This is a genomic window from Sphingomonas sp. (genome assembly GCF_036388435.1).
Lineage (GTDB): Bacteria > Pseudomonadota > Alphaproteobacteria > Sphingomonadales > Sphingomonadaceae > Sphingomonas.
On the sequence record NZ_DASVRV010000013.1, the window covers coordinates 103,458 to 122,338 of the forward strand.

At 69.0% G+C, this 18,881-nt stretch carries 19 protein-coding genes; 10 read left to right on the forward strand and 9 right to left on the reverse strand.

The genetic code is table 11. The annotated features are described in order from the left end of the window. Positions 1 to 2 precede the first annotated feature (2 nt). On the forward strand, positions 3 to 974 hold the full coding sequence (gene mltG, locus VF592_RS03810) for an endolytic transglycosylase MltG (RefSeq protein ID WP_331004274.1): 972 nt from the start codon (positions 3 to 5) through the stop codon (positions 972 to 974). Between the two features lie 4 nt (positions 975 to 978). Here the strand turns inward: mltG and eda are convergent, their stop codons facing one another. From eda to VF592_RS03845, 7 genes are read right to left on the reverse strand one after another with little or no spacing between them, the layout of a single operon-like run. Next, on the reverse strand, positions 979 to 1,581 hold the full coding sequence (gene eda, locus VF592_RS03815; RefSeq protein WP_414714151.1) for a bifunctional 4-hydroxy-2-oxoglutarate aldolase/2-dehydro-3-deoxy-phosphogluconate aldolase: 603 nt from the start codon (positions 1,579 to 1,581) through the stop codon (positions 979 to 981). Between the two features lie 10 nt (positions 1,582 to 1,591). Beyond that, the gene (gene glk / locus VF592_RS03820; RefSeq protein ID WP_331004276.1) at positions 1,592 to 2,557 is read right to left on the reverse strand and encodes a glucokinase; all 966 of its coding nucleotides are present in this window, start codon (positions 2,555 to 2,557) and stop codon (positions 1,592 to 1,594) included. Between the two features lie 27 nt (positions 2,558 to 2,584). Further along, complete coding sequence (pgl, locus tag VF592_RS03825) at positions 2,585 to 3,289, reverse strand: 6-phosphogluconolactonase (RefSeq protein WP_331004277.1); 705 nt, start codon at positions 3,287 to 3,289, stop codon at positions 2,585 to 2,587. Positions 3,290 to 3,341: 52 nt separating this feature from the next. Next, positions 3,342 to 4,805 (reverse strand): glucose-6-phosphate dehydrogenase, encoded by a 1,464-nt coding sequence (gene zwf / locus VF592_RS03830; protein WP_331004278.1) that lies wholly within the window; start codon positions 4,803 to 4,805, stop codon positions 3,342 to 3,344. Between the two features lie 13 nt (positions 4,806 to 4,818). Then, positions 4,819 to 5,733 carry an N-acetyl-gamma-glutamyl-phosphate reductase gene (gene argC / locus VF592_RS03835; protein WP_331004279.1) on the reverse strand — a complete coding sequence of 305 codons (915 nt, stop codon included), beginning with the start codon at positions 5,731 to 5,733 and terminating at the stop codon, positions 4,819 to 4,821. Then, positions 5,727 to 6,080, reverse strand: coding sequence for an SH3 domain-containing protein (locus tag VF592_RS03840; RefSeq protein WP_331004280.1), 354 nt, complete (start codon positions 6,078 to 6,080; stop codon positions 5,727 to 5,729). Before VF592_RS03840 ends, argC begins: the two co-directional genes overlap by 7 nt. Further along, positions 6,043 to 6,381: a MarR family transcriptional regulator gene (locus VF592_RS03845; RefSeq protein ID WP_331004309.1), complete on the reverse strand. Its 339-nt coding sequence runs from the start codon at positions 6,379 to 6,381 to the stop codon at positions 6,043 to 6,045. The genes VF592_RS03840 and VF592_RS03845 overlap by 38 nt, the downstream gene beginning before the upstream one ends. Positions 6,382 to 6,634: 253 nt before the next feature. On the opposite strand from VF592_RS03845, the gene secG reads away from it, so the two are divergent. The 4 genes from secG (at position 6,635) to VF592_RS03865 (ending at position 10,096) form a co-directional block, all read left to right on the forward strand. Next, on the forward strand, positions 6,635 to 7,042 hold the full coding sequence (secG, locus tag VF592_RS03850; RefSeq protein ID WP_331004281.1) for a preprotein translocase subunit SecG: 408 nt from the start codon (positions 6,635 to 6,637) through the stop codon (positions 7,040 to 7,042). A gap of 117 nt (positions 7,043 to 7,159) precedes the next feature. Then, positions 7,160 to 8,809 carry a CTP synthase gene (locus tag VF592_RS03855; protein ID WP_331004282.1) on the forward strand — a complete coding sequence of 550 codons (1,650 nt, stop codon included), beginning with the start codon at positions 7,160 to 7,162 and terminating at the stop codon, positions 8,807 to 8,809. A gap of 62 nt (positions 8,810 to 8,871) precedes the next feature. Further along, positions 8,872 to 9,102, forward strand: coding sequence for a hypothetical protein (locus tag VF592_RS03860; RefSeq protein ID WP_331004283.1), 231 nt, complete (start codon positions 8,872 to 8,874; stop codon positions 9,100 to 9,102). Continuing rightward, positions 9,095 to 10,096, forward strand: a complete 1,002-nt coding sequence (locus VF592_RS03865; RefSeq protein WP_331004284.1) for a sensor domain-containing diguanylate cyclase — start codon at positions 9,095 to 9,097, stop codon at positions 10,094 to 10,096. The genes VF592_RS03860 and VF592_RS03865 overlap by 8 nt, the downstream gene beginning before the upstream one ends. A 67-nt stretch (positions 10,097 to 10,163) precedes the next feature. Here the strand turns inward: VF592_RS03865 and VF592_RS03870 are convergent, their stop codons facing one another. Next, complete coding sequence (locus VF592_RS03870) at positions 10,164 to 10,625, reverse strand: Hsp20 family protein (protein ID WP_331004285.1); 462 nt, start codon at positions 10,623 to 10,625, stop codon at positions 10,164 to 10,166. A 448-nt stretch (positions 10,626 to 11,073) separates the two neighbouring features. On the opposite strand from VF592_RS03870, the gene VF592_RS03875 reads away from it, so the two are divergent. The 5 genes from VF592_RS03875 (at position 11,074) to VF592_RS03895 (ending at position 18,632) form a co-directional block, all read left to right on the forward strand. Further along, positions 11,074 to 12,318: a lipoprotein-releasing ABC transporter permease subunit gene (locus VF592_RS03875; RefSeq protein ID WP_331004286.1), complete on the forward strand. Its 1,245-nt coding sequence runs from the start codon at positions 11,074 to 11,076 to the stop codon at positions 12,316 to 12,318. Then, positions 12,311 to 12,994, forward strand: a complete 684-nt coding sequence (locus VF592_RS03880; protein WP_331004287.1) for an ABC transporter ATP-binding protein — start codon at positions 12,311 to 12,313, stop codon at positions 12,992 to 12,994. Before VF592_RS03875 ends, VF592_RS03880 begins: the two co-directional genes overlap by 8 nt. Continuing rightward, a complete protein-coding gene (locus tag VF592_RS03885; RefSeq protein ID WP_331004288.1) occupies positions 12,991 to 13,470 on the forward strand; it encodes a glutathione peroxidase in 480 nt (159 codons plus the stop codon). Before VF592_RS03880 ends, VF592_RS03885 begins: the two co-directional genes overlap by 4 nt. A gap of 63 nt (positions 13,471 to 13,533) precedes the next feature. After that, positions 13,534 to 17,025 (forward strand): DNA polymerase III subunit alpha, encoded by a 3,492-nt coding sequence (gene dnaE / locus VF592_RS03890; RefSeq protein WP_331004289.1) that lies wholly within the window; start codon positions 13,534 to 13,536, stop codon positions 17,023 to 17,025. Between the two features lie 17 nt (positions 17,026 to 17,042). Beyond that, positions 17,043 to 18,632 carry a long-chain fatty acid--CoA ligase gene (locus tag VF592_RS03895; RefSeq protein ID WP_331004290.1) on the forward strand — a complete coding sequence of 530 codons (1,590 nt, stop codon included), beginning with the start codon at positions 17,043 to 17,045 and terminating at the stop codon, positions 18,630 to 18,632. A 37-nt stretch (positions 18,633 to 18,669) separates the two neighbouring features. On the opposite strand, the gene VF592_RS03900 is transcribed toward VF592_RS03895, so the two are convergent. Next, positions 18,670 to 18,846: a hypothetical protein gene (locus tag VF592_RS03900; protein WP_331004291.1), complete on the reverse strand. Its 177-nt coding sequence runs from the start codon at positions 18,844 to 18,846 to the stop codon at positions 18,670 to 18,672. Positions 18,847 to 18,881: the final 35 nt, after the last annotated feature.

Genomic DNA, 18,881 nt, shown 5'->3' on the forward strand with positions numbered 1-18,881 from the left:
GCGTGAGGCGGCTCGGCTGTGCCGGCGCCGCCGCGGCCGTACTGCTGCTGGTCGTCATCCTCTTGGGGGTGCGCGGCTGGAACGGCGAGGGTCCGGCCGAACGCCCGCTGACCGTCCAGATTCGCCAGGGCTCCAGCCTCGCCGCCGCGGCCACCCGCCTGGAACAGGCCGGCGCGATCCGTTCCGCCTCGCGCTTCCGCCTGCTCGCCCGCCTATTGGGGTCGGGCGACTCCATCAAGGCCGGCGAATACGGCATCCCCGTCAAGGCGAGCCCGTCCGCGATCCTGGCGCTGCTCCAGCAGGGCAGGACGCTCCAACGCCTCGTGGTGGTGCCCGAGGGCTATCCGTCGGTGCTCGTCCACGAGGCGCTGATGCGCGCGCAGGGGCTGGTGGGTGACGTGCCCGTCCCGGCCGAGGGATCGATCCTCCCTGACAGCTACGCCTTCCAGCGCGGCGATACCCGCGCCGAGGTCGTCGGGCGGATGCAGGCGGCGATGCGCCGCTACCTCGCCGAGGCATGGAAGAAGCGCAAACCCGGCATCGCGGTTTCGACCCCCGAACAGGCGGTGATCCTCGCCTCGGTGGTCGAAAAGGAGACGGGCAAGCCGTCCGAGCGGCGCACCGTCGCGGCAGTCTACGGCAACCGCCTGCGGGTCGGGATGCCGCTTCAGGCCGATCCCACGGTCATCTATCCGATCACCAAGGGCCGCCCGCTCGGCCGCCGCATTCTGCGATCCGAACTGAACGATTCGGAAAACGGCTACAACACCTATGCGCGTCAGGGACTTCCGGTGGGCCCGATCGCCAATCCGGGCCGGGCGTCGATCGACGCGGTGCTCGATCCGGCGCCGTCGGAGGCGCTCTACTTCGTCGCCGACGGCACGGGCGGGCATGTGTTCGCGAACACCCTGGCCGAGCACAACGCCAATGTGCGCAAATGGTACGCCATCCGCCGCGCGCGCGGCGAGATGTAGCCCGTCAGCGAAGCATCGCCGCCGCCCGCGCCGTCCGCTCGACCTCGGCCGGGCTGCCGCCGTTCAGCCACGTCCCGCCGACGCACAACACCGAGTCGAGCGCGAGCCAGTCGGCGGCGTTGGCCGGCGTGATCCCGCCCGTGGGGCAGAAGCGGCATTGCCCGAACGGCGCCGCCAGCGCGCTCAACGCGGCGCGGCCGCCGCTCGCCTCGGCCGGAAAGAATTTGAACCGGGTCAGCCCGAGGTCCAGCCCGCGCATGATGTCGCCCGCGCTGGAGACACCCGGCAGATAAGGGACGCCGCTCGCCAGGATCGGCTTGGCCAGACGATCGGTCAGCCCCGGCGAGACGATGAATTCCGCGCCCGCGTCGACGGCCGCGCCGAACTGCTCGGCGGTCAGGACCGTTCCCGCCCCGACGATCGCGCCCGGCACCCGCTTCATTTCGGCGATCGCGTCGAGCGCGGCCGGCGTCCGCATCGTCACCTCCAGCACCCGAAGGCCCCCGGCGACGAGCGCCCGGGCCAGCGGATAGGCCTGGGCGGCGTCCTGCAGGACAAGCACCGGAATGACGGGGGAGGCCCGCATGATGTCGTCGATGCCGATCATATCGTTCCCGTCATCCATGCGCTTGGGCGAACGCCGCGGCCGCCCCGAACAGACCGGGCTGGGGGTGGGTGATCAGCTTCACCGGAATGGCCGCCATGCGCGACTGGAAGCGCCCCTTCGCCGCGAACCGCTGGTCGAAGCCCGATCGGAGCAGCTTGTCCTTGACCCGCAGGCCCAGCCCGCCCGCGATCACGACGCCGTGCGCGCCGTGCGCCAGTGCCAGATCTCCCGCCACCGCGCCCAGCGCCAGGCAGAAACGGTCGAGCGCCGCCAGCGCCAGCGGGTCCGTGCCCTCCAGCGCTTCCTTCCAGATCGTCCTGTCGTCGCGGCTCGCGACCGGACGCCCTTCCAGCTGGGCCAGGGTCTCGTAGATCGCGACGATCCCCGGCCCCGAGCAGATGCGCTCGACCGACACGCGCGTATAGGTCCGGCGCAGCCTTTTCATGATCGCGTCCTCGATCGTGTCGAGCGGGGCGAAGTCCATATGCCCGCCCTCCGTCTCGATCACCCGGTAGACGCCGTCCTGCTTGAGCACGGCCGCGACGCCCAGCCCGGTGCCGGGGCCGCACACCGTCGTCATCCCCTCGGCCGGCAGCGGGATGTCCGGGCCGCACAGATGGACGAGCTGATCCTCCCCCACCTGCGCCACGGCATGGCCGACCGCGCCGAAATCGTTGATCAGCACATGGGTATCGACGCCCAACCGCTCCGGGATCAGCGACGGGCGGATGATCCAGGGATTGTTGGTCATGCGGATCACGTCGCCGTCGATCGGCGACGCGATCGCGATCCCGGCGGCCGAGGGCAGAGGCCGCCCCGCCCGCTCGCCGAACGCGGCCCAGGCCGTCTGGAAGCTCGCGAACTCGGCGACCTTCAGCGTGACGGCCTCGCCCAGCCGGATCACGCGACGATCCGCGATCTCGGCGATCGCGAAACGCGCATTGGTGCCGCCGATATCGGCGGCGACGATCTCCACCTCAGCGATCCTCTGGGCGGATGGCGGTCACGCCGCCCAATGGATATCGACGGGCAATTCCACGTCCGCCAGCACCCGGCCGATCGGATAGCGCGACAGGGCGCCCTGCTCGATCGCCTGTTCGACGACCTTGCGCTTGTCGGCGCCGGTGACCGCGATCATCAGCGCGCGGGCGGTGACGATGCCCTGGCGGCTGAGCGTGACGCGCGCGACGGGCGCCTCGGGCGGCAGCGGATCGGGCATGACGCCCAGCGCGCGCCGCTCGCGCGGGCCGGCCAGCGCCTCGTCGTAATCGGGGCCGGGAAAGATCGACGCGGTATGCCCGTCGGCACCCACGCCCAGCAGGCACAGGTCCAGCGGCCAGTGCAGGTCCTGCATCAGCGCGTCGGCCGACCGTCCCGCCGCGCGGTAGTCCGCGGTCGCGTTCGGCACGACCGGCATCACGCGCGCGCCTTTGGGCAGGAACGCCTTGGCGATCATGGTCACATTGCTCAGCGGATCGCCTAAGGGTACGATCCGCTCGTCGGTGGGCACGATGGTCACGCGCTTCCAGTCGAGCTTGGCGCGCGCGAGCTTGTCGTAGATCGCAACCGGGGTCTTGCCGCCCGGCAGCGCGACGACGGCGCTGCCGCGCGCGTCGATCGCGCTTTCGATCACGAACTGCACGTCGCCCGCGACCGCCTCGGCCATCTCGGCCGCGTCGTCATAATCCCACCATTCGATCTCGGTCATGTTCGTTCCTTCGGCCGCGTCCCGCCGGGGCGGGATCGGGCAAGAGTGCGGGTCATTCGTCGTGCCAGGTCACCCCGTCGCGCTCGGTCAGGGCGATCGCGGCGGAGGGCCCCCAAGTGCCCGTGGGATAGGTTTTGGGCTTCATCCGGTTCTCGGCCCAGCCCTCGCGGATCGCGTCGATCCAGCGCCACTGCGCCTCCACCTCGTCGCGGCGGACGAACAGGGTCTGGTCGCCCTCGATCAGGTCGAGCAGCAGCCGTTCATAGGCGATCCGCCGCCTGGTGCCCGCGAATTCGCAGTCCATGCTCAGATTGAGCGGCACCTCGCGCAGCCGCACCCCGTCGCGGTCGAGCCCCGGCTCCTTGGCCATCACGAGCAGCTGGACATATTCCTCGGGCTGGAGCCGGATGACGAGCATGTTGGGCTGGAGCTTCCCGCCGCGCGACGCGAACATCGAATGCGGCACGGGCTTGAACTCGATCGCGATCTCCGACCGCCGCGTCGCCATGCGCTTGCCGGTGCGCAGGTAGAAGGGCACGCCCTGCCAGCGCCAGTTGTCGACATGCGCCTTGATCGCCACGAAGGTCTCCGTCGATGACTCCTTGCCCAGCTCGTCGACATAGCTCCGGACGATCTTCCCGTCGGTGGCGCCCGCGACATATTGCCCGGCGACGACATGGGTCTCGACCTCGGCCGCGGTGATCGGACGGAGCGAATGGAACAGCTTGGCCTTCTCGTCGCGCACCGCCGTGCCGTCGAAGCGGGCGGGGGGCTCCATCGCGATCAGGGCGAGCAGCTGGAGCATGTGGTTCTGCACCATGTCGCGAAGCGCCCCCATGCCGTCATAATAGCCCGCGCGCTCCTCCAGCCCGACGGTCTCGGCGATGGTGATCTGGACGCTGGCGATCCCCCGCGCGTTCCAGATCGGCTCGAAGAAGGAATTGCCGAAACGCAGCGCCAGGATGTTCTGGACGGTCTCCTTGCCCAGATAATGGTCGATCCGATAGGTACGCGGCTCCGGAAAGGCGGCGAACACCGCCTGGTTGATCTCCCGGCTCGACGCGAGGTCGTAACCCAGCGGCTTCTCCAGGCCGATGCGCACCGTCTCCCCCGTCAGCCCGATCGAGGCGAGCCCGGTTATCGCGGGCTCGAAGAGCGAAGGCGCGGTCGACAGGAAGATCGCCAGCCCGCCCGCCACGTCGCCGACCTTCTCGGCCAGCGGCGCGAAGCCCTCGGCGTCCGACAGGTCCATCGCCTGATAGGTCAGCCGCTCGACAAAGCTGGTGATGGTGGCCGCGTCGTTGCGATCCTTAGCGAGGTATTTCTCCAACGCCTCCTCGGCGAAGACGCGGTAGCTCGCATCGTCATGCTCCGACCGCGCGGCGCCGATGATCGTCAGTCCCTCGGGAAGCAGTCCGTCCGCATGGAGGCCGTAGAGCGACGGCAACAGCATCCGCTGCGCCAGGTCGCCGGTGGCGCCGAACAGGAGCAGCTTGGCGACGGGATTGCGGGCCATGGTGACGCTCCGATCAGACGACGAGGCCGGCGAGAGGGTCTAGCCCCGCCATGATGTTCAGATTCTGGACGGCCGCCCCGGCCGCGCCCTTGCCCAGATTGTCCAGCGTGGCGACCAGCCGCGCCTGCCGGTCGCCGGCATCGGCGAAGACGTAAAGGTCGAGCATGTCGCTCGGCGCCGCGTGCCCGGCGAGAAGCAGCTCGTCGGGCTGGTCGTCATGTACCCGCACGACGGGCTGTCCCTCGAACGCGGCGGCCAGGCAGTTCAGCAGCGCCGCGCGGCCCGGCGCCCCAGGCATCGCGGCGAGCGGGAGCGGCACCTCGACGATCATGCCGCGAAAGGCGCGCGTGACGGTGGGCGCGAACAGGGGCGGATGCGCCAGCCCGGCATGGAGCCGCATCTCGGCGACATGCTTGTGCCCCAGCGAAAAGCCGTAATCGCGGAACGCCAGGTCGCCGTCTCGCTCGAACCGCTCGATCAGCGCCTTGCCCCCGCCCGAATAGCCGGATACCGCGTTCACGCTGTACGGCCAGTCGGACGGTATCAGCCTCGCGCGGACCAGCGGCGCGATCAGCGCCAGAAAGCCCGTCGGGTAGCAGCCGGGGTTGGACACCCGCGACGCGCCGGCGACGTCGAAGCCGAGTTCGGGAAAGCCATAGGTCCAGCCGTCCGCGACACGGTGCGCGCTCGACGCGTCGATCACGCGGGTGCGGGCGTTGCGGATCAGCGCAACCGCCTCGCGCGCGGCATCGTCGGGCAGGCACAGGATCACGAAATCGGCGTCGTTCAGCGCTTCGGCGCGGGCCGCCGGATCCTTGCGGCGATCCTCCGCCAGCCGGATCAGCGAGAAGTCCCCGCGCCCCGCCAGCCGCTCGCCGATTTCCAGCCCGGTGGTGCCCACCGCGCCGTCCATGAACACGCTCAACATGCGCGGTGCGCCTCCAGCGCGTCCGTGTCGACATAGCCGACCAGCGCGACGCCCGGCGCGATCCCCCAAGCGTGATCGCCCGCGAATTCGAGCACCTCGAACATATCGCCCGCCGCCAGATCCGCGAGCGGCGTGGAATCGGTCTGCCGCCCGGAACGCAGGGCCGCGGTCCTCGCGAGCCGGTGCGGGGCGGGGGCGGCGTAATGCGGCGCGAACACCCTGTCGGCCAGGCGAACATCGGCCAGGTCGCGGCGCACGGCGTGAACTAGCGGATCGAGCTGCACCGACCGGCCGGTCAGCGCGAAGCGCCTACGCGCGGCCGGCTCCGGCGTTGGTGCCACCGTCATCGGCAGCACCGTCTCCGTCGCCGATGAACTGCCCGAATTCTTCAAGAAACTCCGCCCCTTCGGATGTGCGCGCGACGAAGATGTTGCGCTTGTCGCTGTCGTCGCGTTGGCGGCGCAGATAGCCGAGCCCCCCCAGCCTGTTCAAGGCGCGCGTCACGACGGGCTTGGACACGTTCAGCGCCCGCGCCAACCCCCGAACCGTATGCGGCCCCGGATTGAGGTAGACCAGAAGGAGCAACGCCATCTGGCGATTGGTCAGGTCCGGCTCGCCGGATCGGACATAATCCACCAACGTCGCCATCCAGGTGGATAGAGCGGAAAGACCGGACGGTGCGCGCGAAGGGTAGGCGGCTGTGGCCACGGAAGGATTCCACTTGCTGGGCCGGGGATGTGCCCCCGGAATAACTCTTTGCTGAAACCTTAACGCCGCGCGACTGGCATAGTTTCCCTTGCACCGAGCGAGCATCGGGCGCCGCCGCCCGGTCGGTTGATCATCGGGCCGTCCGCGTCTATCTGCCTCACGACCTCTCGCCCACGGATCGATCCCCCAGCCCATGTTCGCATTCCTGCTCGTCCTTCACGCCATCATCGCGGCCGCGCTCGTCACGGTGATCCTCATGCAGAAGTCGGAAGGCGGCGGGCTCGGCATGGGGGGCAGCCCCTCGGGATTGATGTCCGCGCGCGGCGCGGCGGATTTCCTGACCCGCGCGACATCGGTCCTGGCCGTCGCGTTCGTCAGCATGGCGGTCATTCTCGCGGTGTTCGCCGCCACCCGCCAGACGGCGACCGTCGACACCTCGCTGGCCCGCCGCCCCGGTACGGCCGCCGCCCCGCCGATCCGCCCGACCCAGCCCGTCCAGGCGGACGATGCGCCCTTCGCGGGTGCGGCCGGTGCCGCGGCGGCCGACGGCACCGCCCCGGTCGCGCCGGCGGACAACGGGGCCGTTCCGCTCGCGCGCTGAGCGCGTCCGGTTTCGACGCGGTTCGATACTGCCCCATTCGGGCACCTTCGACGACGCCCGCGACCGACACGCGGGCGCTTGTCCCCCATGCCCTTTAGACGCTAGGCGATTCCTCCCATGGCGCGGTACATCTTCATCACCGGCGGCGTGGTCTCGTCGCTCGGCAAGGGTCTCATGGCGGCGGCGCTCGCCGCGCTGCTCCAGGCGCGCGGCTATCGCGTCCGCATCCGCAAGTTCGATCCCTATCTGAACGTCGATCCGGGGACGATGAGCCCCTATCAGCACGGCGAGGTGTACGTCACCGACGACGGCGCGGAGACCGACCTCGACCTGGGCCATTACGAACGCTTCACCGGCGTGCCCTCGCGCCAGTCGGACAACATCACTTCGGGCCGCATCTACCAGCAGATCATCCAGCGCGAGCGGCGCGGCGATTATCTGGGCGCGACCGTCCAGGTCATCCCGCACGTCACCGACGCGATCAAGGCGTTCGCGCGCGCAGACCTGTTGGACGAGAATGGGGACGATCTCGACTTCGTGCTGTGCGAGATCGGCGGCACCGTCGGCGATATCGAGTCGCTTCCCTTCATCGAGGCGATCCGTCAGCTCAGGAACGAGGTCGGCCGTGCCAATTCGGTGTCGATCCACGTCACGCTGGTGCCGTTCATCGCGGCCGCGGGAGAGCTCAAGACCAAGCCGACCCAGCATTCGGTCCGCGAACTCGCGGCGCTCGGCGTCCAGCCCGACCTGCTGGTGTGCCGCTGCGAACAGCCGCTTCCGCGCTCGGAGCGCGCCAAGATCGCGCTCTTCTGCAACGTGCCCGAAAGCGCGGTGATCCCCGCGCTCGACGCCAAGAGCATCTATGCGGTGCCGCTCCAATATCATGCCGAGGGCCTCGACGCGGAAGTGCTGCGCGTCTTCGGGATCGATCCGGGCGAAGCGCCCGACCTGTCGCGCTGGGCGGAGATCGTCGACCGGCTCACCAATCCGGAGGGCGAGGTGACGATCGGCGTGGTCGGCAAATATGTCGGGCTGCAGGACGCGTATAAATCGCTGAACGAGGCGCTGGTCCATGGCGGCATCGCCAATCGCGTCCGCGTCAACGTCCGCTGGATCGACGCGGAGCTGTTCGAAGGCTCCGAGGCCGACATCGCCGCCAGTCTGGAGCCGTGCCACGCGATCCTCGTCCCCGGCGCGTTCGGCGAACGCGGCGCGGAGGGCAAGATCGCCTCGGTCCGCTTCGCGCGCGAGCGGGGCGTCCCCTATTTCGGCATCTGTTTCGGGATGCAGATGGCCTGTGTCGAGGGCGCCCGCGACACCGCCGGCATCGCCGCCGCCTCCTCGACCGAATTCGGCCCGACGCCCGAACCCGTGATCGGCCTCATCACCGAATGGATGGGCCGCGAGGGGTTGGAGAAGCGCGAGGAGCAGGGCGATCTCGGCGGCACGATGCGGCTCGGCGCCTATGAAGCGCGGCTCGACGGCAACAGCGTCGTCGCCTCCATCTACGGCACGACGACGATCAGCGAGCGTCACCGCCACCGCTACGAGGTCAATACCGGCTATCGCGACGTGTTGGAAAAGGGCGGCCTGGTCTTCTCCGGCCTGTCCCCCGACGGCACCCTGCCCGAGATCGTCGAGCGGCCCGACCATCCCTGGTTCGTCGGCGTCCAGTTCCACCCGGAACTGAAATCCAAGCCCTTCGCACCGCACCCGCTCTTCGCCAGCTTCGTCGGGGCGGCGGTCAAGCAGAGCCGGCTGGTTTAACCTAAACGAATCCTAAATTCTTTGATGCGAAGGGGGGCCATCAACAAGCTGAGGGCCTTGCGATGAACGATGTCCTGGACGCGCGGCCGGTGCTGCCCTCGGCGGTTCCGGCCCAACTCGAGCACAGTGTGCTACGCCACCACCAGAATTTGGTGACGCTCGTGGCGAGCCTGCGCTCCGCGGGGTTCGATGAGGTCATGATCGAGCAGAACGTCCGACTCCTCGTCGATTCCTACCGCGACGAGCTGACCGCCGCGCTACGCGCCATCGCTCGGGAGCAGGCTGATGACTGACGCCCCGCTCCTCGACGAGGAGGCCCGTCTGAGCGCGCTGCACCGGTACGATGTCCTCGACTCGGCGCCGGAAGCGCAATTCGACAAGATCGTCGACCTGGTGCGCACCGTGTTCCGGGTGCCGATCGCGACGGTCACCCTGGTGGCGCAGGACCGGCAATGGTTCAAAGCGCGGCTGGGCCTGGCGGCGTCCGAGACGCCGCGTGGTGTCTCGTTCTGCACCCACACGATCCAGCAGCGCGAGGCGCTCGTCGTACCGGACGCGCATGCCGATCCGCGATTCGCCAGCAGTCCGCTGGTCGTCGGCGATCCGTTCGTCCGCAGCTATGCGGGCGTCCCGTTGCGCACGCCCGATGGCTATAATGTCGGTGCCCTGTGCGCGATGGATACGCAGCCGCGCGACTTCTCGCCCGCCGAGATCGCCATTCTCGCCAATTTCGCCAGCCTGGTCGTCGACGAGTTCGAACTGCGCCAGATCGCCCGGCGCGATCAGCTGACCGGGGCGCTGACGCGGCGCGGCTTCGTCGAACAGGCGGCCAAGGAGATCGCGCGACACCAGCGTTATGGCCGCCCCGGGTCGCTGTTGATGCTCGATGTCGATCACTTCAAATCGGTCAACGACACCTATGGCCACCCCGCCGGCGACCAGGTGCTGCGGCTGCTCGCCGACCTCTGCGGCGAGGCGATGCGCCCCAACGACGTGCTCGGCCGGATCGGCGGCGAGGAGTTCGCGCTGCTTCTGCCCGAAACCGACGCGGCCGAAGCCTTGGTGGCGGCCGATCGTTTCCGGGCGCTGATCGCGGCCCGGCCTTTCACCCTTGCGGACGGGACCGCCTTGCCGATCACCGCCAGCTTCGGGGTGGCGGAGCTGAACCGCGACATCGACGGCGTCGACAGCTGGCTCGCCGCCGCCGACGCGCCGCTTTATGCCGCCAAGCGTGGCGGGCGGAACCGGTGCTGCCTCGCCGAGCTCCCGAAATATATCGCCGCCTAAGTCATGGAAAAGCGGGGCGTCCGGACCGTCGGGTCCGGACGCCCCGACGGCGCCTCGCAGCGCGCTTCTACGCCGCCTTGGCCGTGTCGCTCGCCTCGACCGCGGCGAGCGGGGCGCCCGTCTTGATCGCGATCGTCTTGGGCTTCATCGCCTCGGGCACCTCGCGGACCAGGTCGATCACGAGCAGCCCGTCGTTGAGCCGCGCATCCTCGACGAACACGAAATCGGCGAGTTCGAACCGACGCTCGAAGCTGCGATTGGCGATGCCGACGTGCAGGAAGGTCGCGTCCGCGCGATCATCCTTCTTGCCGGTCACGAGCAGCAGGTTCTGCTGTGCCGTGATGTCGATCTCGTCGCGCGCGAAGCCCGCCACCGCCAGCGTGATGCGGTAGCGGTCGTCGGCGACGCGCTCCAGGTTGAAGGGCGGATAGTTCTCCGGCGCCGCGCCGCGCGTATTCTGCTCGAGCAGGTCGAAGAGCCGGTCGAAGCCGATGGTCGAACGGCGATAGGGGGTCAGGTCGAGTCGCATATCAAATCCTCCGAAAAGCGAGTTGATGGTGGAGCCCGCGCACCGACGGGCGCGGCACCCCGGCGCGACCCCGAAGGCGTCGCGCGGCAGCGATTTGGTGAGCGCGAAGCCGTCGTCAAGAGGCCGATCCGGCCCTATCATGAAATATTTTTCGGGTCCGGAAACGGCAAACGCCCGGGCTGTCTCCAGCCCGGGCGCCTGCGTGACGATCGCTCGTCAGCCCCCTGTTCGCCTTCGTGATCGCGCTCCCTTGTGGGTGCTGCGCGAAGGCCTGTCCCCGAACCACGGCGATTGCCTGTGTGCCAGTGCATCTTGGCTAGGCGGAACATCCGCGCTTGTCACGCGTGCCGCGACGGCCCTGCGACGAATATGTCGATCCTGTGACTTCGCCGCCACAGCCGCGCCGCGATTGCCAGTCCGGCTCCGCCCCGGTAGGCGAACGGACGACATGATCCTCGCCCCTTATGAACGCATGATCGCCCGGCGCTACCTGCTGCCGGGCAAGGGGGAGGGGTTCATCTTCCTCGTCGCCTCGATCAGCCTGGTGGCGGTGATGCTCGGCGTCGCCGCGTTGGTGATCGTGATGAGCGTGATGAACGGCTTTCGTGCCGAGCTGTTCGACAAGATCACCGGGCTGAATGGTCATGCGGTCGTGCAGGGCTTCGGCGGACGCCTGCCCGACTGGCGCGACATCGTCCGCGAGGCGCGCGCCACCCCCGGCGTGACCAGCGCGGTGCCGCTGATCGAACAGCCGCTCATGTCCAGCTATAACGGCCGGGTCGAGGCGGTGCTGGTGCGCGGCCAGTCCGTCGCCGACATGCGTCGCTCGGTCGGCGGGCAGGTCGTGTCGGGCACGCTGAACGGGATCGTCCCCGGCGGCAACCGCATCGCGGTCGGCTCGCGCCTGGCGGAGGCGCTGGGCGCGCGGGTCGGCTCGGAGATCTCGCTCATCAGCCCGCAAGGCCAGACCACCCCGTTCGGCACCGTGCCGCGCATCGTCGCCTATACGGTCGGCGCCATTTTCGAGATCGGCGTCTATGATTACGACAAGGCCTATGTCGTCATGCCGCTGGAGGAGGCGCAGACCCTGCTGCTGCTCGGCGACGCCGTCGGCATGGTCGAGGTGCAGACGGTCGATCCCGACCAGGTCGGCTCCATCCTCCAGCCGCTGGCGGCGCGCATCGGCGGTCGCGCGGTGATCGCCGACTGGCGAACCATGAACGCGCAATTGTTCGAGGCGCTGGCGGTGGAACGAGTGGCGATGTTCGTGGTGCTGTCGATCATCATCCTGGTCGCCGTGTTCAACATCCTGTCCTCGCTCATCATGCTGGTGCGCGCCAAGACGCGCGACATCGCCATCCTGCGCACCATGGGCGCGACGCGGACCAGCCTGCTGCGCATCTTCGTGACGGTGGGCACGACCATCGGCGCGCTCGGCACGCTGGCGGGGCTGGTGCTGGGCTTCATCTTCCTCTTCTACCGTCAGGGCGTGGTGAACTTCATCCAGCTCGTCACCGGCCAGAATCTGTGGGACCCGTCGATCCGCTACCTGACCGAGCTGCCGTCCAAGACCGATCCCGTCGAGATCGTCGCGATCGCGCTGATGGCGCTGGTGTTCAGCTTCCTCGCGACCTTGTATCCGGCCTTCAAGGCGGCCAGCACCGATCCGGTTCAGGTGCTAAGATATGAGTGAACCGGTCCTCCAGACCGCCGGCCTGTCGCGCAGCTTCGCCCAGGGCGGCCAGACGATCGCGGTGCTGCGCGGCGTCGACCTGCAGGTCGCGCCCGGCGAGATCGTCGCGCTACTCGGTCCCTCGGGATCGGGCAAGTCGACCCTGCTCCAGGCGGTCGGCCTGCTGGAGGGCGGGTTCGAGGGATCGATCCGCATCGCCGGGCAGGAGGCGGCCAAGCTCGACGCCGCCGCGCGCACGCTCGTCCGCCGCGACCGTCTCGGCTTCGTCTACCAGTTCCACCATCTGCTGCCCGATTTCGACGCTACGGAGAATGTCGTCCTCCCCCAGCTCGTCCGCGAGATCCCGCGCGCCGATGCCCGCGCGCGCGCGGCCACCCTGCTCACCGCGCTCGGCCTCGGCCATCGGCTGACGCATCGCCCCAGCCAGCTCTCCGGGGGCGAGCAGCAGCGTGTCGCGGTCGCCCGCGCGCTCGCCAACCGGCCGTCGCTGATCCTCGCCGACGAACCCACGGGCAATCTCGACGAACAGACGGCCGGGATCGTCCTCGCCGAGTTCCTGCGCCTCGTCCGCGACGAGGGATCGGCCGCGCTGGTCGCCACCCATAACGAACGGCTGGCGGCGAAGATGGACCGCGTCGTCCGCCTGCACGAAGGCCGCATCGAGGAGCTGTCATGAGCGCGATCACCGATCTCGAAGTCCTCGCCGCCGATGGCGGCCCCGCTTCGCTCGACACCTGGCGCGGCAAGGTGCTGCTGATCGTCAACACCGCGTCCAAATGCGGCTTCACCCCCCAATATGAGGGGCTGGAGCAGCTCCACCGCGATTACGGCGCCCGAGGCTTCGAGGTGCTGGCCTTTCCCTGCAACCAGTTCGGCGCGCAGGAGCCGGGCGACGCGGCCGAGATCGCGAATTTCTGCTCGTTCAACTACGACGTGACCTTTCCCGTTTTCGCCAGGATCGACGTCAACGGCCCCGGCGCCGCGCCCTTGTTCGACCGGCTCAAGGCGGAGGCGCCGGGGCTGATGGGCAGCCGTGCGATCAAATGGAACTTCACCAAATTCCTGGTCGACCGGCAGGGACGTGCGGTGCGCCGCTATGCACCCACGACCAAGCCCGAGGACCTGCGCCGCGACATCGAGGCGCTGCTCTGACCTTCCTCGCGGACCGGGGAGGAACCGCTTTCCGAATCATCGGGCGGGTCCCATAGTCCCCTTATGCATTCCGGTTTCGTTCCGCTCCGAATCTTCTCCTCCTACACCATGCTCGACGGGGCGATCGAACCCAAGGCCATCGTCGAGCGCGCGCGGGGCTTGCGCTTTCCCGCGGCCGCGCTGACCGACCGCAACGGGCTCTATGCCGCCATGGCCTTTTCGGAGGCAGCGAAGAAGGGCGGGGTGCAGCCGATCATCGGCGCGATGCTGGGCGTCTGCCGTCCCGACACGCCCGAAGGCGTGACCGCGCCGCTCGACTGGCTGGCGCTCTACGCGCAGGACGCGATCGGGTACGACAATCTGTGCCGGCTCGTGTCGATGGCGCATCTGGGCCGCCCGATCGAACTCGACGCCCATGTCGACTTCGCCGCGCTGGAGGGGCGCACCGACGGCCTTCTCGCGCTCACGGCCGGCGGGGAAGGGGGACTGGCTCGTCTCTTCGCCGAGGACCAGCCCGACCGCGCCCACGCCTATGCCGACCGGCTCCAGACGCTGTTTCCCGATCGGCTGTACATTGAATTGTCCCGCCGCGACGACCCGGTCGAGATCGCCGCCGAGGCCGCGCTGATCGAGCTCGCCTATGCGCGCGACCTGCCGCTCGTCGCGACCAACCCGTCCTGCTTCGCCGAGGCCGATTTCGGCGACGCGCACGACGCAATGCTCTGCATCGCCCAGTCGAGCTATGTCGCGACCGAGGACCGCAAGCGTACCTGCCGCCACGCCTGGATCAAGCCTGCCGAGGTGATGGCCGAACTCTTCGCCGATCTGCCCGAGGCGATCGCGAACACGCTCCATGTCGCGCGCCGCTGCGGCGTCATGGCGCCCAGCCGCAAGCCGATCCTGCCCAGCCTCGCCACGCCCCCCGATCTCGCCGCGGAGGCGGAGATGCTTCGCCGCGACGCCCGCGCGGGGCTGGAGGCGCGGCTCGACCGGATCGCGGCGCTCGGCAAGGGGGGCGAGGGCGACTGGCAGGCCGAGTATCGCGACCGGCTCGAATTCGAACTCGACGTCATCATCCAGATGGGATTCCCCGGCTATTTCCTGATCGTCGCCGACTTCATCAAATGGGCCAAGGATCACGATATTCCGGTCGGCCCGGGCCGCGGCTCGGGCGCCGGGTCGGTGGTCGCCTGGTCGCTGACGATCACCGATCTCGACCCGCTCCCGCTCGGGCTGCTGTTCGAACGGTTCCTCAACCCGGAACGCGTGTCGATGCCCGATTTCGACATCGATTTCTGCGAAACCCGCCGCGGCGAGGTCATCCGCTACGTCCAGGAGAAATATGGCCGCGACCAGGTCGCGCAGATCATCACCTTCGGGCGGCTCAAGGCGCGCGCCGTGCTCAAGGACACCGGCCGCGTCCTCCAGATGAGCTATGGCCAGGTCGACCGCCTCGCCAAGCTCGTCCCGAACCACCCGACCGACCCCTGGACGCTGACCCGCGCGCTGAACGGCGTGTCGGAGCTCGCGCGCGAATATGCCAACGACAATGGCGTGCGGCGCCTGCTCGACCTGGCGATGAAGCTCGAAGGCCTGCCGCGCCACAGCTCGACCCATGCGGCGGGCGTCGTCATCGGCGACCGTCCGCTCGCCGAGCTCGTCCCCCTTTATCGCGACCCGCGCTCCGACATGCCCGTAACCCAGTTCGACATGAAATATGTCGAGGGCGCCGGGCTGGTGAAGTTCGACTTTCTCGGCCTGAAGACGCTGTCCGTTCTGAAGAAAGCCACGCAACTGCTTGCGAAACGGGGGATCGTCATCGATCTCGACGCGCTCGCCTGGGATGACGAGGGCGTCTACGAACTGCTCCAGCGCGGCGACACGGTGGGCGTCTTCCAGCTCGAATCGGAAGGCATGCGCCGCACGCTGTCCGCCGTCCGCCCGTCGAATTTCGGCGACATCATCGCGCTCGTCTCGCTCTACCGACCGGGCCCGATGGATAACATCCCCAGCTTCGGCCGCCGCAAGAACGGGCAGGAGCCCATCGCCTATCCCCATGCGCTGCTCGAGCCGATCCTGGCCGAAACCTACGGCATCTTCGTCTATCAGGAACAGGTGATGCAGGCCGCGCAGGTGCTGGCGGGCTTCAGCCTGGGCGGCGCCGATCTGCTCCGCCGCGCCATGGGCAAGAAGGTGAAGGCGGAGATGGACGCCCAACGCGCCGGATTCGTCGAGGGATGCCGGACGGTGAACGGCATCGGCAAGCAACAGGCGAACGAGCTGTTCGACCTGATCGACAAATTCGCCGGCTACGGCTTCAACAAGAGCCACGCCGCCGCCTATGCGCTGCTCGCCTATCAGACCGCCTGGCTCAAGGCGCACCACCCGCACGAATTCTACGCCGCGTCCATGTGCTACGACATGGCGCTGACCGACAAGCTCGGCATCTTCGTCGACGACGCCCGGCGCCTCGGGGTGACCGTCTGCGGCCCCGACATCAACCGGTCCGACGCCGAGTTCGACGTCGAGGTGGGGGAAGACGGCCCCAGGGTCCGCTACGCGCTCGCCGCGCTGAAGTCGGTCGGCGAGGGCGCGATGGAGCGGCTGGTCCAGGAACGGCGCGAGCATGGGCCCTTCGCCGATATCGACGACCTCGCCACCCGCGTCGATCCGCGCCTGTTCAACAAGCGCCAGCTCGAAACGCTCGCCGCCGGGGGCGCGTTCGACGCGCTCGACGCGAACCGCGCGGGGCTCCACGCGGCCGCCGACACGATCCTCGCCGTCGCCGCGCGCACCCACGATGCCAAGACGAGCGGGCAGGGTGGCCTGTTCGGTGAGGAGAGCCACGCCGGTGACGCGATCAAGCTCCCCGATATCCGCTGGACCCTGGCGGAGCGGATGGAGCAGGAGAAGGAGGCGTTCGGCTTCTACTTCTCCGCCCACCCGGTCGACCGCCACGCGCATATCGCCCGGATGCACGGCGCGCGCGCCTATGCCGCCTTGGGCGAGCTCCACATCCCCGACGACGGTCGCACGGGCGCGACCATGGCGGTGCTGGTCGAGGAGGCGCGCTGGCGCCAGTCCGCGCGCGGCAAGCGCTATTTGATGGCGCAGCTTTCCGACGCCAGCGGGCAATTCTCCGCCACCTGCTTCGACGATGCCGTCGCCAAGGACCTGGAGGAGGCCGCGCGCGAGGCGACATGCGCGCTCATCACCGTCGAGCTGGATCGCCGCCCCGGCGAGGACGCGCCGCGCGTCAGCGTCCGCCGCGTCCAGCCCTTCGACGGGCTCGCCTCCACCGCGCGCTTCGTGATCGAGGCGACGATCACCGATCCCGCCGCCTTCCCTGCATTGGCGGGCATGCTCCAGCACCACCGCGGCGCGCGCGGCGAGGTGCGAGCGATCCTGCGCTATTCCGACGGCGCCGAGGCGACCGTCCTGCTCGGCCGCGACTTCCTGCTGGACGCCGAGCTTGCGGGGCGGATCGAGCTGTTGCACGGTATCGCGAAGGTCGAGCTCCGGAACAGCGAAACGCGGCTGGCGCTCGTCGGATAATTACGCGGGAGAGAGCGATGCTGGGCGGAATGCAGGATTTCGAGCTGCGGGTGCCGCGCCTGATCGAACATGCCGCGCGCGAGCATGGCCGGCGCGAGATCGTGTCGCGCTGGGCCGACGGTTCGGAGACGCGCACGGACTGGGCCGGGATCGAGCGCGATGCGCGCCGTCTGTCCCAAGCGCTCGTCCGCCTCGGCTGCGGCCCCGGCGACCGCGTCGCCACCCTGGCGATGAACCACGCGCACCACCTCGCCGCCTGGTACGGCGCTACGGGCATGGGCGGGGTGATCCACACCATCAATCCCCGGCTGTTCGACGACCAGCTCGTCTATATCGCCAACCACGCCGAGGACCGCGTCCTCCTCTACGACCGCATGTTCCAGCCCATCGTCGACCGCCTGCGCGACCGCTGGACGACGATCGAGCATTATGTGGTGATGGACGGCGAGGGCGAGGGCAGCTTCCGCGCGCTCGTCGACGCCCAGGACGGGGATTTCGCCTGGGTCGAAGGCCCGGAACGCGACCCCTGCATGCTCTGCTACACCAGCGGCACGACCGGCAACCCGAAGGGTGTGCTCTACACCCACCGTTCAAGCGTCATCCACGCCCTCGCCGAGGTGCAGCCCGCGGTCTTCGACCTCGACACGCGCGCGGTCGTGCTGCCGATCGTGCCCATGTTCCACGCCGCGGCGTGGGGCCTGCCCTTCGCCGGCGCGGTCGCGGGGTGCAAGTTCGTCTTCTCCACGGTCAACGAGCCCGCCCTGCTGTGCGACCTGATGAACCGCGAGCGCGTGACCCACTCGGCCGGCGTGCCGACCGTCTGGCTCGGCATGTTCGCGCACATGGACGCGACCGGCGTCGCGCCGAAGCATCTCGAGCTCGTCACCATCGGCGGCTCGGCCGCGCCGCGCGCGATGATCGAGCGGATCATGCGCATGGGCGTACGCGTCAACCATGCCTGGGGCATGACCGAGACCTCGCCCATCGGCACCATGGGCGCGCGCTCGCCCGATTGGGACGATCTGACGTTCGACCAGCAGGTCGACCAGGTGGCGATGCAGGGTCGCGTGCCCTTCGGCGTCCAGTTGCGCGTGGTCGACGAGGAGGGGGCGGAACTGCCCCGCGACGGGCAGAGCTCGGGCCGGCTGCAATGTCGCGGCCCGTGGATCGTCCAGCGTTATTTCAAGGCGGAGGAGGTCTCGGTCGACGCGGATAACTGGTTCGACACGGGCGACGTCGCGCTGCTCCACCCCGACGGGACGATGCAGATCACCGACCGCGCCAAGGACGTGATCAAGTCGGGCGGTGAGTGGATCAGCTCGGTCGAGCTGGAGAATGCGGCCGTCGGCTGCCCGGGCGTCGCCGAGGCCGCCGCCATCGGCGTCCATCACCCCCGCTGGGACGAGCGTCCGCTGCTGCTCGTGGTCCGCAAGCCGGGCGCATCGGTGACCGCTGCCGAGATCGCCGCGCATCTGGCGCAGCATGTCGCGAAATGGTGGCTGCCCGACGAGGTGCTGTTCGTCGACGAACTGCCCCACACCGCGACCGGTAAATTGCTCAAGACCGCGCTCCGGGAGCGGTACAAGAACCACCAGCTCGCGGCCTGACGCCCGCTTCCCGTCGCCCCGGCCTTGGAGCCGGGTCCTATCGCGCGTCGCTGCTCGAGTCGCCGGGTTCGCCCTCCAGGTCGGGCACGGCGTGGTTGCCATAGCCCGCGCCGGCATCCTCGCTCGGCTCGGCGCCCGATCCGGCGCCCGCGCGATCGGCGTCGTTGGGGCTCAGCGGCTGTTTGGGCGCATCGTCGCGGTTGCGGTCGGTCATGATCGATCCTCTCCTGGGTTCCCGTCCGACAACGG

Bases quoted from the DNA above. Each gene is read 5' to 3' on its own strand.
- VF592_RS03900 (WP_331004291.1), bottom strand. From the start codon at position 18,846: ATGACCGACCGCAACCGCGACGATGCGCCCAAACAGCCGCTGAGCCCC.
- VF592_RS03840 (WP_331004280.1), bottom strand. From the start codon at position 6,080: ATGACGGTGGCACCAACGCCGGAGCCGGCCGCGCGTAGGCGCTTCGCG.
- zwf (WP_331004278.1), bottom strand. From the start codon at position 4,805: ATGGCCCGCAATCCCGTCGCCAAGCTGCTCCTGTTCGGCGCCACCGGC.
- VF592_RS03875 (WP_331004286.1), top strand. From the start codon at position 11,074: ATGATCCTCGCCCCTTATGAACGCATGATCGCCCGGCGCTACCTGCTG.
- VF592_RS03880 (WP_331004287.1), top strand. From the start codon at position 12,311: ATGAGTGAACCGGTCCTCCAGACCGCCGGCCTGTCGCGCAGCTTCGCC.
- VF592_RS03870 (WP_331004285.1), bottom strand. From the start codon at position 10,625: ATGCGACTCGACCTGACCCCCTATCGCCGTTCGACCATCGGCTTCGAC.
- VF592_RS03860 (WP_331004283.1), top strand. From the start codon at position 8,872: ATGAACGATGTCCTGGACGCGCGGCCGGTGCTGCCCTCGGCGGTTCCG.
- VF592_RS03845 (WP_331004309.1), bottom strand. From the start codon at position 6,381: ATGGCGACGTTGGTGGATTATGTCCGATCCGGCGAGCCGGACCTGACC.
- argC (WP_331004279.1), bottom strand. From the start codon at position 5,733: ATGTTGAGCGTGTTCATGGACGGCGCGGTGGGCACCACCGGGCTGGAA.
- dnaE (WP_331004289.1), top strand. From the start codon at position 13,534: ATGCATTCCGGTTTCGTTCCGCTCCGAATCTTCTCCTCCTACACCATG.
- eda (WP_414714151.1), bottom strand. From the start codon at position 1,581: ATGATCGGCATCGACGACATCATGCGGGCCTCCCCCGTCATTCCGGTG.
- VF592_RS03865 (WP_331004284.1), top strand. From the start codon at position 9,095: ATGACTGACGCCCCGCTCCTCGACGAGGAGGCCCGTCTGAGCGCGCTG.
- VF592_RS03855 (WP_331004282.1), top strand. From the start codon at position 7,160: ATGGCGCGGTACATCTTCATCACCGGCGGCGTGGTCTCGTCGCTCGGC.
- pgl (WP_331004277.1), bottom strand. From the start codon at position 3,289: ATGACCGAGATCGAATGGTGGGATTATGACGACGCGGCCGAGATGGCC.
- secG (WP_331004281.1), top strand. From the start codon at position 6,635: ATGTTCGCATTCCTGCTCGTCCTTCACGCCATCATCGCGGCCGCGCTC.
- VF592_RS03895 (WP_331004290.1), top strand. From the start codon at position 17,043: ATGCTGGGCGGAATGCAGGATTTCGAGCTGCGGGTGCCGCGCCTGATC.
- VF592_RS03885 (WP_331004288.1), top strand. From the start codon at position 12,991: ATGAGCGCGATCACCGATCTCGAAGTCCTCGCCGCCGATGGCGGCCCC.